At 51.1% G+C, this 12,852-nt stretch carries 13 protein-coding genes and 1 pseudogene; 7 read left to right on the forward strand and 7 right to left on the reverse strand.

Features of this window, described 5'->3' with window-relative positions; genetic code table 11:
* Window positions 1-122: 122 nt before the first annotated feature.
* Both P3X23_RS03900 and P3X23_RS03905 read right to left on the reverse strand, forming a co-directional pair.
* Window positions 123-917 carry a type III-B CRISPR-associated protein Cas10/Cmr2 gene (locus P3X23_RS03900; protein ID WP_300873333.1) on the reverse strand — a complete coding sequence of 265 codons (795 nt, stop codon included), beginning with the start codon at window positions 915-917 and terminating at the stop codon, window positions 123-125.
* A 955-nt stretch (window positions 918-1,872) separates the two neighbouring features.
* Complete coding sequence (locus P3X23_RS03905) at window positions 1,873-2,310, reverse strand: hypothetical protein (RefSeq protein WP_300873335.1); 438 nt, start codon at window positions 2,308-2,310, stop codon at window positions 1,873-1,875.
* 197 nt (window positions 2,311-2,507) lie between these two features.
* On the opposite strand from P3X23_RS03905, the gene gshA reads away from it, so the two are divergent.
* Window positions 2,508-3,647 carry a glutamate--cysteine ligase gene (gene gshA / locus P3X23_RS03910; RefSeq protein WP_300873337.1) on the forward strand — a complete coding sequence of 380 codons (1,140 nt, stop codon included), beginning with the start codon at window positions 2,508-2,510 and terminating at the stop codon, window positions 3,645-3,647.
* Between the two features lie 2 nt (window positions 3,648-3,649).
* Window positions 3,650-4,840, forward strand: a complete 1,191-nt coding sequence (gene lpxB, locus P3X23_RS03915; protein WP_300873339.1) for a lipid-A-disaccharide synthase — start codon at window positions 3,650-3,652, stop codon at window positions 4,838-4,840.
* Between the two features lie 37 nt (window positions 4,841-4,877).
* Here lpxB and P3X23_RS03920 read toward each other — a convergent pair whose 3' ends face one another.
* From P3X23_RS03920 to P3X23_RS03930, 3 genes are read right to left on the reverse strand one after another with little or no spacing between them, the layout of a single operon-like run.
* Entirely contained in the window at window positions 4,878-5,318 is a 441-nt protein-coding gene (locus tag P3X23_RS03920; RefSeq protein ID WP_300873341.1) for a Spy/CpxP family protein refolding chaperone, read from the reverse strand.
* Between the two features lie 54 nt (window positions 5,319-5,372).
* Entirely contained in the window at window positions 5,373-5,693 is a 321-nt protein-coding gene (locus P3X23_RS03925; RefSeq protein ID WP_300873342.1) for a hypothetical protein, read from the reverse strand.
* Window positions 5,690-6,295, reverse strand: a complete 606-nt coding sequence (locus P3X23_RS03930; protein WP_300873344.1) for a sigma-70 family RNA polymerase sigma factor — start codon at window positions 6,293-6,295, stop codon at window positions 5,690-5,692. Before P3X23_RS03930 ends, P3X23_RS03925 begins: the two co-directional genes overlap by 4 nt.
* Window positions 6,296-6,453: 158 nt before the next feature.
* On the opposite strand from P3X23_RS03930, the gene P3X23_RS03935 reads away from it, so the two are divergent.
* The 3 genes from P3X23_RS03935 to P3X23_RS03945 all read left to right on the forward strand — a co-directional run bounded on the left by P3X23_RS03935 (window position 6,454) and on the right by P3X23_RS03945 (window position 8,718).
* Window positions 6,454-7,113 carry a MotA/TolQ/ExbB proton channel family protein gene (locus P3X23_RS03935; RefSeq protein WP_300873346.1) on the forward strand — a complete coding sequence of 220 codons (660 nt, stop codon included), beginning with the start codon at window positions 6,454-6,456 and terminating at the stop codon, window positions 7,111-7,113.
* A gap of 105 nt (window positions 7,114-7,218) precedes the next feature.
* The gene (locus P3X23_RS03940) at window positions 7,219-7,620 is read left to right on the forward strand and encodes a DUF3110 domain-containing protein (protein WP_206200608.1); all 402 of its coding nucleotides are present in this window, start codon (window positions 7,219-7,221) and stop codon (window positions 7,618-7,620) included.
* Window positions 7,621-8,718 carry a glycosyltransferase family 2 protein gene (locus tag P3X23_RS03945; RefSeq protein WP_300873352.1) on the forward strand — a complete coding sequence of 366 codons (1,098 nt, stop codon included), beginning with the start codon at window positions 7,621-7,623 and terminating at the stop codon, window positions 8,716-8,718.
* 53 nt (window positions 8,719-8,771) lie between these two features.
* Here the strand turns inward: P3X23_RS03945 and P3X23_RS03950 are convergent, their stop codons facing one another.
* Complete coding sequence (locus tag P3X23_RS03950; RefSeq protein ID WP_300873354.1) at window positions 8,772-9,146, reverse strand: DUF4278 domain-containing protein; 375 nt, start codon at window positions 9,144-9,146, stop codon at window positions 8,772-8,774.
* A 319-nt stretch (window positions 9,147-9,465) separates the two neighbouring features.
* Here P3X23_RS03950 and P3X23_RS11940 point away from each other — a divergent pair.
* Together P3X23_RS11940 and P3X23_RS03960 are read left to right on the forward strand one after the other, a co-directional pair.
* Window positions 9,466-9,891: pseudogene (locus tag P3X23_RS11940) on the forward strand (RNA-guided endonuclease TnpB family protein); the annotation flags it as partial.
* Window positions 9,888-12,206: an ATP-dependent helicase gene (locus tag P3X23_RS03960; RefSeq protein WP_300873358.1), complete on the forward strand. Its 2,319-nt coding sequence runs from the start codon at window positions 9,888-9,890 to the stop codon at window positions 12,204-12,206. The pseudogene P3X23_RS11940 and the gene P3X23_RS03960, both read left to right, overlap by 4 nt.
* On the opposite strand, the gene P3X23_RS03965 is transcribed toward P3X23_RS03960, so the two are convergent.
* Window positions 12,187-12,825: a hypothetical protein gene (locus P3X23_RS03965; RefSeq protein ID WP_300873360.1), complete on the reverse strand. Its 639-nt coding sequence runs from the start codon at window positions 12,823-12,825 to the stop codon at window positions 12,187-12,189. The two genes, P3X23_RS03960 and P3X23_RS03965, sit on opposite strands and share 20 nt — an antisense overlap.
* Between the last annotated feature and the right edge of the window lie 27 nt (window positions 12,826-12,852).

Here is a 12,852-nt window from a genome sequence, read left to right on the forward strand (position 1 = left end):
TGCTCCAGGCGCTGTTGCAATAGCGGCCACCAAGTGCCGACATTAATAGTGACATATACTTTTTCCTCTGCGGAAGTAGGCAGGGCTGGATTGGCTTGACTAAGAGCTGTTTGGGCTTGCTTCTAGGCCTTGTAATCTGCATCGCTGCGCTTGCACGTGGGTCTTTCTTGAGGGTCACCTAGCGGCAGAGCAATCCAGTAAGTTTCCCCAAAATGACTTAGTTGAGCTTCCCAAAGAGCATTCCACTCCCACTGTCCCCCTTGCTGCCAGCCTTGGAACTCGCGCTTTAATTTTTCTTGTTCAGAAGCGGTGAACTCTGTTTCAATCCATTTTTTAATTCGCTCCTGCCAGTGGGAATCGTTATAGCTGTTGCGGACTTTGGATTTAATTGCTTGTCGCACTGATCTACCAATCTCTAACCAAGTTTGTTGCGGATGCTGCTCCAGTTCCTTGTCAATACTCTTTTTATCTTTGTCGAGAATGAGTGCCGTAATTACATTGGGAAAGCCTGCCGTTACTGAGCTGGGGGCGGGTTGTCCTTGGGTTTCAACGGGTTGGGCAATGCCAAATGCCTCAAAGTATTCTTCAAAGTCGGAATATTTTTGCAAGAGAAAGGCATCAATGATTGTCTGGTTGTAAAGATTGGGGGTAAGGCCATACCGTTCAGCAAGAAACCAGCAGACCTTGGCACTTAGGTAGTGAAGCAGGTAGGAACTTGACCAAAAGTCCAGCAATTTCCGCAAGGATTTAATGAATTCCTGCACAGGAGAAAAGGAAAACATCAATAGCCAAGGGTGTTTTGGCTGATCCCTATTGCCGGCACCTTTAGGAAACAGTGTCCCTGCCAAAGCAGCAGTAATGGAGGTGTGGGCTTCGCGGGGGCAATCGGGAATGCGTGTGTCAGCAGGCAGCAGCAAGATATCTCTAGTAGAGGTTGCTTGGCTTTTGATCCGCTCATTATTGGCAATGGCCTCGCCATAAAATCGCCAAAACCACCAAAAGACTTGTTCAGCGTCAGTTTCTTGGCAAATCTGCTCCGGGATAGAGTTTTTTTAATTTGAATAGAGTTTTCTTCAATTTCAGTTAAATTCCCTGCAAAGGAAAATTTCAAATAACTTTTGGTACCGCTGATAGGGTGGGCAATTTCCACCTGAGTACTGTTATTTGTTCAAGTTGGTAAAGTCATCATTTTCCGTTGAAAGCTCAGGCGATCGCCGGCCGATGCGCTATGATCTGCGGTGATGCCGCCGGCCTACCAATCTTCCAAAGCTTGGGTATGTTGGCTAAGGCAGTTTACCTGCTGCCATTGACCTTTACTAACAGCGCTTTCAGGTAGGGCTTGTGGAGCAGGGCATAAAGCTTGCCTTCGTAGTACATGGATGTGCTTCCTAAAACAATTGACTCTACTGCAAATAGCTGACTGGACAGTATGTGCCTTGGGCAATCGCAGTAAATATTTTCTTTTTCTTTGCCTAATATAGTTTAGTTGAGATATGCAGGCGAAAGAAAAACACATTTTTTTTGCAAAGATTAACAATTTTCTATATATTTTTTGATTTTTTGCAAGAATTCAAGAATTGAACTGGTATCCTAACTCAGGACAAAACTCAGAGGTATCCGATACGCGATCGCACCACTATTGAAATAACCGACCTCTCCCTGATTTCGACAAAAGGCTGTGATGCCAATTTAATTTGAAGACAGCCTGAGTAGAGGTGGGGTGATAGATCCCCCTCCCGTTAGAGAGCTAATCACATCCTCTATTGTCTATGACAGTAAACCTGTATATTTCGACACAAGGCTTCAGTTCTAAGACAAGCAATTTTGGAAGTTAGTTATAATTATTGACCTCGATATTACAAAAAGCTGGTATTACAAGCGATCGCCGGCTTCAAGAATTTTTTCAAGTTCGTCGGCAACTTCTAAAACAATCCGAATACTGGTGTAAAGAGCTTCGGGTTCACAATCGGCAGCTACTTTGGTGCAAAAAACAGCAATGTATTTATTGTCAGCAAGGGGGCGCAGTTCCCAAGCGCCAATTTTCTTGGTCGCATTTTCAATCAACAGGTAATTGGCTATCTCTTGATCCAAATAGCCGTCGGCAATATAACCAATCGACCAGACATCGCGAATTTCGTAGCTGCCGAGGTGCTGCGTTTGCGAGTCAATAAAGGCTTGTTGCGATCGCCCGTTGCTCAGTTCAAACACAACACGGTAATCGCCGTCTTCGTCTATCTGGTAGCGAATCCCCAATTGATCCAAAAGATGACCAACGCGGACATCTGCTTGAACTCGGCGCTGACCAAACATAACCTCAAACTCCTAATTACCAGTGTAATTTGAATTACCAGCTATCGTATCGGATTCCTATGCTCACAGCGATGGTTTCACGAATGTTCATATAAGCAACAGGGGCAAGAGCGTGGTATCGTAACTAAATAGCTAAACTTAAAATTCTCAACCTACGCGGGGTTGCTCGCCAACTCAACTCAATCAACAAGGATGTCATGCTATCAAAGGGCTTTGAGGTTGAACTCTACACGGGTAAACCCACCGCTGAGATTGTGGGACTGTCGGATCGAATCGTAAAAGATTTGGCCGGCTTTGTGCGGGAACCGGATACCCGCAATGTTGAATTCACCACGCCCCCTGTGTATCTGTATGATCAAGCCCTGTGTGACTTGCTGCGTCCTCGCTTTCGGCTGCGAGCCTACTTGAAATCTTTGGGGGATTTAACCCTTATTCCCGGCAGTACCCTAAGTCTTGGAGATAGCCAGCACTTTTATCGCTCTGACCCCCAGAACCCTTATCACACTTACATTGAACAAACCTATGGCACGCGGGTGGTGACCGCCAGTGTCCACATCAACATTGGCTTGCGTCATCCAGAGGAGTTGATTCGTGCCTGTCGGCTCCTGCGCATGGAGGCACCGCTATTTCTAGCACTGAGTGCATCTTCGCCATTTCTCGATGGCAAGGTGACGGGCTATCACTCCACCCGCTGGGCAATCTTTCCCAAGACGCCGCCCCATGTGCCCCTCTTCACCAGCCATACCCACTTCATTGAATGGACAGAGGCGCAGCTTCAACTGGGCACAATGCAAAATGTACGGCATTTGTGGAGTTCTGTACGTCCCAATGGCGATCGCCGACCCTACGATCTCAACCGCCTTGAACTGCGGATTTGTGATTTAGTCACGGATCCCATTGCCCTACTGGCCATTACGGCTCTTCTTGAGGCACGCCTCCTGCAACTGCTAGACGACCCCAACCTTGATCCCCTACGCTGGGGCGATGGCGAGATACTGGCACAACTGGCCGACGAAAATGAGCACCTAGCTGCCCAAAATAGCTTAGAGGCGGTGTTGACCCACTGGCGAGATCGCCGCCAGCTCACGGCAGCCGCTTGGATCGCGGAACTCTATGAAGAGGTTTGGCCAATTGCTAAAGCCCAAGGATTTAGCTGTTTTCTGGCGCCCATTCAGAAACTCCTGCAACGGGGGAATACAGCTCAACAATGGCTGGCTCAATACGCAGCCGGACACTCCATCCCTGAGATCATGGCAGCCGCCGTACAGGAAATGGCCGCTAGCGAACAGGAATTTGCAGATCAACTCTGTCAACCAGTGGCGGCAGCACGGGGCTAAACATGGCGCATTTGTTCATTAGCACAGGGGAGGTTTCTGGGGATTTGCAGGGTGCTCTGCTAGTGAAAGCACTCTATCGCCTAGCCGCAGAGCGGGGAATTCCCCTAGAAATTTCTGCCCTTGGGGGCGATCGCATGGCTGCTGCGGGCGCGAAGTTGCTCTTTAATACGGGGGGCATAGGTTCTGTAGGGCTACTGGAAGCCCTGCCGCTCATTAAGCCAACGATTGCTTTGCAACTCAAGGCACGCCGCTATTTACGGCAGCACCCGCCCGATTTAGTAGTTTTGATTGACTACATTGGCGGCAATGTGGCCATGGGGCAATTTATTCGCAAGCACTTTTCTGTGCCGATGGTTTACTATATTGCCCCCCAAGAGTGGGTCTGGTCCCACAGTCTGAAGACGACTCGTCAAATTGTTGCCCTTAGCGATCGCCTGATTGCCATTTTTCCAGCAGAAGCCACCTATTATCGCCGTCATGGTGCCAACGTTGTTTGGGTGGGGCATCCCCTTTTGGATCGAATTGCTGCGGCTCCCAGTCGGGAAGCGGCGCGCCAAAGTTTGGGTCTTGCTGCTGAGGAGCTGGCGATCGCCCTTTTGCCCCTGTCTCGAAAGCAGGAAATCAAATCCCTTTTGCCCCTGATTCTAGGGGCTGCCACGAATATTGCCAAAGCCTATCCCCACGCCCGTTTTTGGTTGCCCCTGTCTCTACGGCAGTATCGCCCAGCCATTGAAGCAGTTCTTAAGCAGTATCCGATTCAGGTTACCCTTACGGAAGACTCTCTACCAGTCCTTGCGGCAGCGGATCTGGCGATCGCCAAGTCCGGCACCGTGAATCTAGAAACAGCGCTTTTGAATGTGCCCCAAGTGGTGATCTACCGCGTCCATCCCCTGAGTTTGTGGCTTTATCAACGCTTCCTAAAATTTAATCTCAAATTTGTCTCTCCCCCCAATTTGCTTGTAAATAGAGAAATTGTCCCTGAACTGCTCCAAGGACAAGCCACTGTGGCCAACATTACTGCTGTGGCCCTTGAGCTGCTGAATCATCCAGAAAAACGCTTAGCGATGCAGACAGGCTACGGGGAAATGCGAGCTGCTATGGGCACCCCCGGCGTGGTTGATCGCGCCGCCACAGAAATTCTAAATCTGTTAGTCAACAAAAAACGTGTAGGATCAGTAACCCTACACGAGTGAGTCAACCAACCGACTTAAGGGTTAGGGAGTAAATTCTCTACTGTTGGGGTTTGATAAAGCGATTGCCTTGACGGCGTTGCTGCATCTGGGTGGCCAGGGTTTGCCGTTGTTGTGGTGTGAGAATGCCGCGCATAGCCAGCATACTTTCAAAGCGGAGGGAAGCGAGTTGGTTTTCCAGTTGGCGCACCTGTTGGTGTTTGCTGCGGATTTGATCTTCGGAGGCATTGCTACCCATCATCTGCCGCAGTTCTTCCTTGGCGGTGCGCAGTTGATTGCGGGTTTGCTCCATTTGAGCTTGGTATTGTTGCCGCACGGCTTGCAAACGTTGCCGTTGCTCTGCGGTGAGGTTGAGGTTCTCCAGATTCGCTCCCCAGCGCGGTCCGCCATAACTAGGGTCAGCTAAAGTCGGGGCGGCGATCGCCACTAAGGGGCTAAGGGCACTGCATACCAAAAGTGCTGCAAGGGATTTTTTCAACATAGTTGCGTTCTCCTTTATTGAAAGTATCAAAAGTTGGAAAGTTGGAATGATGGATTACTCAAAAAGAGAGGGGTCGCCATCGTGGAACATCGCTTGCCAATTGGTGGTGATAAAGGTTTCCACCGCGTCTGGCGGAGTTTGTTGCGCCACTTGAGTTGAGGGCTTGAGGAACCACACACCGGTGGCAGTGGCGATCGCCCCAGCCCCCAAAAGAGACAGAACCTGCCAGCGGTGCTGCCTCAGTTGATGTTGATGCAAAGCGGCTTGGACAATACGCTGTTCCAAATGAGGATGGGGTGGCGGTGGCGTTCCCGCATAGGTCTGCAAAAACTTAACCAAATTTATATCCTCCGCAGCTGGGGGTTCACGTTTCATAGGCTGACTCCGGCTTCAGTAAAGTAAGTCCGCAATGTACTGCGGGCACGAAAGAGACGGGATTTTACCGTACCCACAGGAATCCGCAGAATTTCAGCAATTTCCTTTTGGGGCAAGCCTTGGAGATCATGCATGACCAAAACACTGCGATATTCTAGGGGCAATGTGGCTAAACCCCGCTGCACCAAATCTTCATAGTGCAATTGCCGCAGATCTAGTCCAGGGGTGAGTGGCTCGCTTTGATACAGGTATTGCTGATGTCGCGATTTGCGCGTTGCCAACTGGCGGCGATAGTCGCAAGCTACATTCCAGGCAATCCGATAGAGCCATGTCGAAAACTTTGCCTCATGTTTGAGACTCTTGAGTCCTTTCCATGCCCGCAGAAAAACCTCTTGCACTAAATCATCAAGGGCAACGGCACCACACAACTGAAAGAGGAGCGATCGCACCCGTTGCTGATGCCGTTGATATAGCCCCCGAAACCCCTGCGGATGCCCGGAAAGACACTGCTCAATCATCTGCCGATCGGGATCGTTAACTTGGGGTCGGGTCACAATATCCGTTGATGCTATTGCCGCCGATAGAGGTAAAGATACACCCATGCGAAGCATCACTCCATTTCATATAATCGTCTGTTTAGACTGGCCTAGGAAAACAAAGGTTCAAGACCATTGGCAGCACAGTTCGCTAAAATTTGGAAATAATTGCGGCTTCAGGGTGGACTATACTAAACGTCGAATGCTCTAGCAGGGAACTGATCGTGAATATCGCTGAAGTTTTTAACCGCGGTGGCTTGGCCATGTGGCCACTACTGATTCTCTCGATCTTGACCTTAGGCACCATTTTTGAGCGGCTTTGGTTCTGGAGCATTGTTCTCCGAGGAGAAACAAAACTGGCCGAGCAGATTCTGGATGCTGCTCGCCACGACTGGCAAGAGGCCATCGAATTGGCAGCAAATGCCTGTGATCAACCAATTGGTCGCTTCCTTTATACCCCTTTACAATTGATTGATACGAACCCAGAAATCTTTCGCCTTGCCCTAGAAGCTGCTGCCGATGAAGAACTAAGTGCTATGCGGCGGGGAGAAAAAGTCTTGGAGGCAACAATTACCATGGCGCCGCTGTTGGGTTTGTTAGGAACAGTATTAGGTCTGATTAGTGCCCTCAGTTCCATTCGCTTGGGAGACATTGGCACACCAGCAACAATGGGCGTGGGTCTAGGGATTAGTGAAGCCTTAATCAGTACTGCCTCTGGTTTGGTGGTGGCAATTATTGCTCTTGCCTTTCAGCGGCTCTTTCAAGCCTTTCTCTTGCAGCAGGCACAAATTTTTCGTCGCACGGGGAATGAATTAGAACTCACCTATCGCCAAGCATGGCTAGAGCAGCGGCTCAAAGGGGAACCCGAAAAAACTTTATTCTAACCCAAGTTCTATGTTTACTCCTTTGACACTCTGAACTGAAAACTCTTACGGCTAGGGGAACCAAAATCGTTATAATCGCTGTTGAGATTTGATTGGCGAGGCATCATGCGCGTTTACGTGTTGCTCTACAACCCAGGGACTGAAAATGAGGGCATTCATTCTCTACAACTGGGCGATCGCAACCTCATCCTCATGTTTGAAAGTGAAGACGATGCCAGTCGTTACGCCATGCTCCTAGAGGCACAGGATTTTCATCCCCCCAGTGTTGTCCCCATTGATGCCAAGGAAATCGAAGAATTTTGCGAATCCTCAGGCTACACTTGTCACTTGGTTCCCGAAGGATTTGTGCCGACAAACGATGCTGAGCGTCTCTTTCTGGCACCCCCAGAGCGCAATGTCGAAGAAACTGACTGGGAACTGGAAAATCGCGTGCCCCCCGCTGCTGAGAGTGAATTCTCCGAAAGTGAGCTGAATCAGTTGCGCCAGCAATTGGAAAAGCTGCTGTAGATGGTGCGGGTCTGTGCTTGTCTGATTGTCAAAAATGAGGCAGCTCATTTGGCTCGCTGTCTCAGCAGTGTTCAGCCTTGGGTAGATGAGATCGTTGTGGTTGATACAGGGTCAACGGATGAGACGATCGCGATCGCCCGCCAGTTTACGGAGCAGATTTTTCACTTCCCTTGGCAGGATGATTTTGCCGCCGCCCGCAATTACTCTCTAGAACAGGCCACGGCTGAGTGGATTTTGGTGATTGATGCCGATGAGGTGCTTGTGACGTTGCAGGAGTCGCCGGTGCCATTAGGGCAACAACTAGAGGGCAGAACTTTCTCTGCCTACCAACTCCTACGGCGGGAAATCGACACAGGGCAACAATTTTCTGACTTTGCCATTGTGCGACTTTTTCGCAACCTGCCAACGCTGCGCTATCAGGGACGCTTCCATGAGCAGTTAGTGTCAACGGCAGGAGAACCACTGACCGTTGGTTTTCTGGAAACACTGCGCATTGATCACTATGGCTATCAGCCAGCACAAATTCAAGCCAAGATGCGCGATCGCAACATCCCGATTTTGGAGCGCATTCGCGCCAGTGAAGGTCTGCCTTTGAGTCTCCTTTTTGCCTTGGCCGATATGTACCACGCGGTGAATAACCCCAAGGCTGCTGATGAGTGTTACCAAGAACTTTTTGAGCGGCTCTTGCCCCACCTCCTCACCGGCCAACTGCCTGAGAATGCCCCCGGTGCACTGCCAGAAATTCTCAATCAACTGGGGCGGCGTTTGCTGGCTGTTGAGGATCACGAAACATTGCAACTCCTGTGTCAGCAGAGTTTAGTGTGGTTTCCGACCTATCCTCCCCTCAATGATTTGGCGGGATGCTGGCTTATGGCCTTAGGATTGCCATTGGGGGCAACAGCCTACTTTGAGTACTGCCTCGAGTTGGGCCGCACCGATGGCTATAGCAAACAGATGATTTTTCCCTTGGGCTATGTGCGGGAGATTGCAGCGGAACACTTGGGACGTGCCTATGAAGCCTTGGGCGATCGCGAGCGGGCAGCGGCAGCCTTTGCCCAAGCAACCGCTTTTCGCCAGGAAAAGAGGAATAACAAATAAAAAAACGCCCTTGTTACCAACGGCACCCCAGTTTGGGTTGCGGTGATCTCACCTTAGGCAAATTGCTGCCACTCCTCTTCCAATAGACTGATGAGGTTCTCGTTGCCCTGGCTGCGAGCCACCTGAAGCCGCCGCTCAAGAGTTTTGAGAATCGCATGGCGATGGGCTTCGGCCAAGGAGTTGCGTTTGCGCTGGGGAAGCCCGGAGGGGGTAGCCGTCGTTCTCAGAGCGGTTGCGGCAACTGGAACACCGTTGGTTTGGTAGGTAACTCCCCGCCAGCAAAGGACGTGATTGGGCTGAGGAACAGGTTCAGCCACGTTGTGGCCTATCCATTGGGCGCCCCGATAGAAACCCTTGGTGCCCGATTCAGCAAGGGGAATAGCTTGGTCAGAAGTTTTGTATTTAACGCCGCGATAGATGAGCTGCATAATTAAATCAAGGCTTCTAGGGGAATATTTATTGACTCGTTAGCAAACTTGCGGTGGTCTGCGTCAGGGAACAACTTGCTCTAAAATTTCTGTATTCTATTATACGATATTTTGAGATTCAGAGGTCAGAAGCCCGTTGTTGTAATCAATCTTTAGCTAATCGGCGGGAAGCGCCACGCTCTCCCGAAGGGGAATGGGGAGTGAACACTTTGCGGCGATATTTTGGGGTGAGTACTAGGTGTGCGATCGCCCGCTGGAAATAAAGTCGTCGTGCCTTTGAAGTGCCATACTTATCGTATGCAAACAGCCTACCCATACCGATGTGATCTTTGTGGCGAAGCTGCAAGTCACCCACATGACCCGCCGCTGCGAACCTAAGCTAGGTGAAAGTGGCGAGTTTTTGCCCAACGGTCAGGCGGCAAAGTCTAGCCTGAGCAAAAGTTTTGCCGACGCCAGGATAGCTAGGTTCCTTAACGAAATCCTTCTGTACAAAGCTGCAAAAGCTGGGCGGTTGGTCGTGAAGGTCAACCCCGCCGGTACGTCACAGCACTGGGGAATTTGCCTAAACCAAGTGCCGCAAGCGTGATCCGACCGGCGAGACGTGAACTCTGCATTGCTTATCAAAAAAGTGGGTCTGGGGCATCGGCGCACTATAAAATGCGAAGATCGACAAATTGGAGAAGCTTGCCCTCGACGCGAAGCGTGGGGGTTGGGGATATGTCACTCTTTCTACAGTTTTTTATGATCTTGTCGTCCATCCCTGCTCATGTCAGTCAGCTCTTGCAAACCCTCCGTCCCGGTCAAAAGGAAATTAGCCAATGGCAAGGGGGGCTTTTGGCGGTATCGGCAGTACCCGGAGCGGGCAAATCCCATGGCATGGCTGTGGGAGCAGCGATCGCCATCGCCCGCAAAAAGCTCCATCAACAGCGGCAACTGGTGGTGGTGACCTACAGTCGTTCGGCTGCTGCCAATATCAAGGCACGGATTCGCAAGTATTTGCGCGAGATGGGGTTACCCCGTAATGGCTTTAGTGTGCAGACGCTCCACAGTTTGGCGTTAAAAGTTGCCACCAGTCATCCCACAGCGGCTCTGCGCTGGAGTGGGGAAAATTTAATCAGTGAGCATGAACAGCAACGCCTGTGTGCCACCTGTGTCAAGGAATGGGCGCGGTCTCATCCCCAACTCCTAGAACGGCTGATTCAAGGCTGCGACACCAACCCACTGAGCGATGTCGAACACGATGGCCGCAGAAGTGCCCTTTTAACTGACATCTTGGTGAAGTTGGCACAAACAGTGATTCGCAGTGCCCGCAGTATGGCGTTGACGCCCAATGATCTGCGCCAGTTGTCTTTGAAGCTACACTCCCAAAACACAGCAGAAGCCGAGCCTTACCCTTTTTTGGAGATTGGTGCCGATCTTTTGGAACTGTACCAGCACCATTTGGCTCAGCGGGGGCAAATTGACTACGATGAAATGATTTTGGCAGCGGTGCAACTCCTAGAGGGCAATCCCCAGTGCCGCCAAGAGTGGCAACAGCGGGTGTATGCCGTCTTTGAGGATGAGGCTCAAGACTCGACCCCCTTGCAATCGCGCTTACTGCAACTTCTGGCTGAGGACAGCACCACAAAACAAGTTAATTTTGTGCGGGTGGGGGATCCCAATCAGGCCATTAACTCCACGTTTACAGCGGCAGACCCACTCTTTTTTAATGAATTCTGTAACCAGTGTGCCCAAAAACACGCCTTCTACACCATGACCCAAGCGGGGCGATCGACCCCCCTAGTGATTAGAGCGGCCAACTTTTTGGTGCGATGGAGCAACCGGTTCCTCCAAAACCAAGAACTCCCCTTTCGGAGCCAAAAGATTCAGCCCGTCTCCCCGACTCAGCGGCAACCAGGGGAAAACCCAGACCCTTGGGGAAAGGGCGTAGAAATTACCCGACCGGCAACTATTTTTGAGACCGTGCGAGAGCTAGCAGCCCGCATTTCCCAAGTATTGGCAGACCATCCTGATGCCTCAATTGCCGTCCTAGTGCGCACCAACCGCCAAGGGGAATTCATTGCAGATCTGTTGCGATCGCCCTCTAGCTTCAACATTGGTACTGACCTTGCCGCTCAAGGGATTCCCATTCTCGATGTGTCAGGCATTGAACGGCGATCGCAAATCCCCAAGGAATTGCTGGACATTCTTTATTTTCTCCACTGTCCCTATTCCCCCGAAGCAGTCAAGGCAGCCCTGACTGTTCTTCAGGAGCGCAAACGCATTGCTGTCCAAAATTTGGATCGCTTGGCCGCCCAGCCGGAGGTGTTTCTCTACCCCGGTCCTTTAGACCCCCCTGCTGAGGAGCCAGAGTTCAAGGCACGGCAGTACTGTCAACGTCTCCTCAAAGCCCGCCTAGAGCTGTCGCTATTTCCCTTGATCACGTACTGCGCTCAAGAATTAGACTATGACGCTGCTGAATTGGCCACCACCGATCGCCTGATTTGCCACTTGGCACAGCAGGAACCGACGCAACTGTGGCAGCGTATTTATCCCCGCTGGCAGGAATTGGTGGCAGCAGATCGCTTTGACGCTGTTGAGATGGAAGACCTCCATAGCCGCTTAGTGCGAGCAGGTCAGGTGACAATTATGACGATGCATCGTGCCAAGGGGCTGGATTGGGATGCCGTTTTTATCCCCTTTATAGAAACAAAAACCCTCTCCGGTGAGAGTTGGGTGCCTGCCAATGCCAAGTTCCTCAGTCCTGATGTGGAGTTTACAGAGGTGGTGCGATCGCAACTGCGTGCCCACTGCCATGGACAACCCCCTCTCAACTGGAAAGCGGCCTATCAAAAAGCCAAAGAAGCCAAAATTGCCGAAGAATACCGCCTTCTCTATGTGGCCATGACCCGTGCCAAGCGTTTACTGTGGCTTGCTGCCGCCTCCCAGATCCCTTTTAGCTGGCAGAGCTTTGACTGGCGAGGAGCCTATCAACTCCAAAAGAGTGACTCTTGTCCTCTTTTAGACCGCCTAGAGAAGAAATTAAAAAAACACGCAAAGGCTACTCCCGGCGATCGCTAAGACTATCCCGCCCCGGTAAGCGGTCCATTGCTGCTAAGACCGCCCGTTCCGCCGCGAGAATATCCCGTTCTGCACCCCCCAAAAAGAGGCGGCCAAAGCTGCCCACCGCTGAAATTTGCAAAATATTAATGAGTGCTGCTTTTTCCGCTTCATTGGCCGCTAAGGCGGCATAGGCTGCGGGTTCAACTTCAAACACATAGAGGGTTTGCCCCGCCAAAATCATGTTGCCCCGCCGGGAGCGGTTAATCAACTGGGTATGGTGGGCATCAATGTTGCGAATCACCTGACTGGAAATCACCCGTGGCCGCAGGCAATCCTGTACCCGAGCGCCAATGGCATCTAAAATAGCTTGTCCTGCGGCTCGCACCTCCCCCTGATTGCCCGAATGCACCTCCAATAGCCCATAGAGTCGTTCGATAAATAGAACCCCCGGCCGTACCACCGCAGACTTAAGGGCAATGTCCAAAAGACGATTCACATCAATCCCCGGTGAAATCTCCACCCAAAGGGAGCAGTCCCCTGGTAGGGGCAAAAACCCTTGAGCCACGGTTCCCAAGTAGGCCGCGTGTTGCGGTTGGATGGAGTCGAGATAGACATAACTGCGCAGATCAACGCCCAAGGTGGTGGATTCCTAACGCGCCAGTAC

This window comes from Thermosynechococcus sp. Uc (assembly GCF_029335995.1).
Taxonomy (GTDB): domain Bacteria; phylum Cyanobacteriota; class Cyanobacteriia; order Thermosynechococcales; family Thermosynechococcaceae; genus Thermosynechococcus.

What these genes read in the sequence shown, in the direction of transcription:
- P3X23_RS03925 (WP_300873342.1), bottom strand. Translation starts at nt 5,693, where the DNA reads ATGAAACGTGAACCCCCAGCTGCGGAGGATATAAATTTGGTTAAGTTT.
- P3X23_RS03950 (WP_300873354.1), bottom strand. Translation starts at nt 9,146, where the DNA reads ATGCAGCTCATCTATCGCGGCGTTAAATACAAAACTTCTGACCAAGCT.
- P3X23_RS03960 (WP_300873358.1), top strand. Translation starts at nt 9,888, where the DNA reads ATGATCTTGTCGTCCATCCCTGCTCATGTCAGTCAGCTCTTGCAAACC.
- P3X23_RS03945 (WP_300873352.1), top strand. Translation starts at nt 7,621, where the DNA reads ATGGTGCGGGTCTGTGCTTGTCTGATTGTCAAAAATGAGGCAGCTCAT.
- gshA (WP_300873337.1), top strand. Translation starts at nt 2,508, where the DNA reads ATGCTATCAAAGGGCTTTGAGGTTGAACTCTACACGGGTAAACCCACC.
- P3X23_RS03905 (WP_300873335.1), bottom strand. Translation starts at nt 2,310, where the DNA reads ATGTTTGGTCAGCGCCGAGTTCAAGCAGATGTCCGCGTTGGTCATCTT.
- P3X23_RS03930 (WP_300873344.1), bottom strand. Translation starts at nt 6,295, where the DNA reads ATGGGTGTATCTTTACCTCTATCGGCGGCAATAGCATCAACGGATATT.
- P3X23_RS03920 (WP_300873341.1), bottom strand. Translation starts at nt 5,318, where the DNA reads ATGTTGAAAAAATCCCTTGCAGCACTTTTGGTATGCAGTGCCCTTAGC.
- lpxB (WP_300873339.1), top strand. Translation starts at nt 3,650, where the DNA reads ATGGCGCATTTGTTCATTAGCACAGGGGAGGTTTCTGGGGATTTGCAG.
- P3X23_RS03940 (WP_206200608.1), top strand. Translation starts at nt 7,219, where the DNA reads ATGCGCGTTTACGTGTTGCTCTACAACCCAGGGACTGAAAATGAGGGC.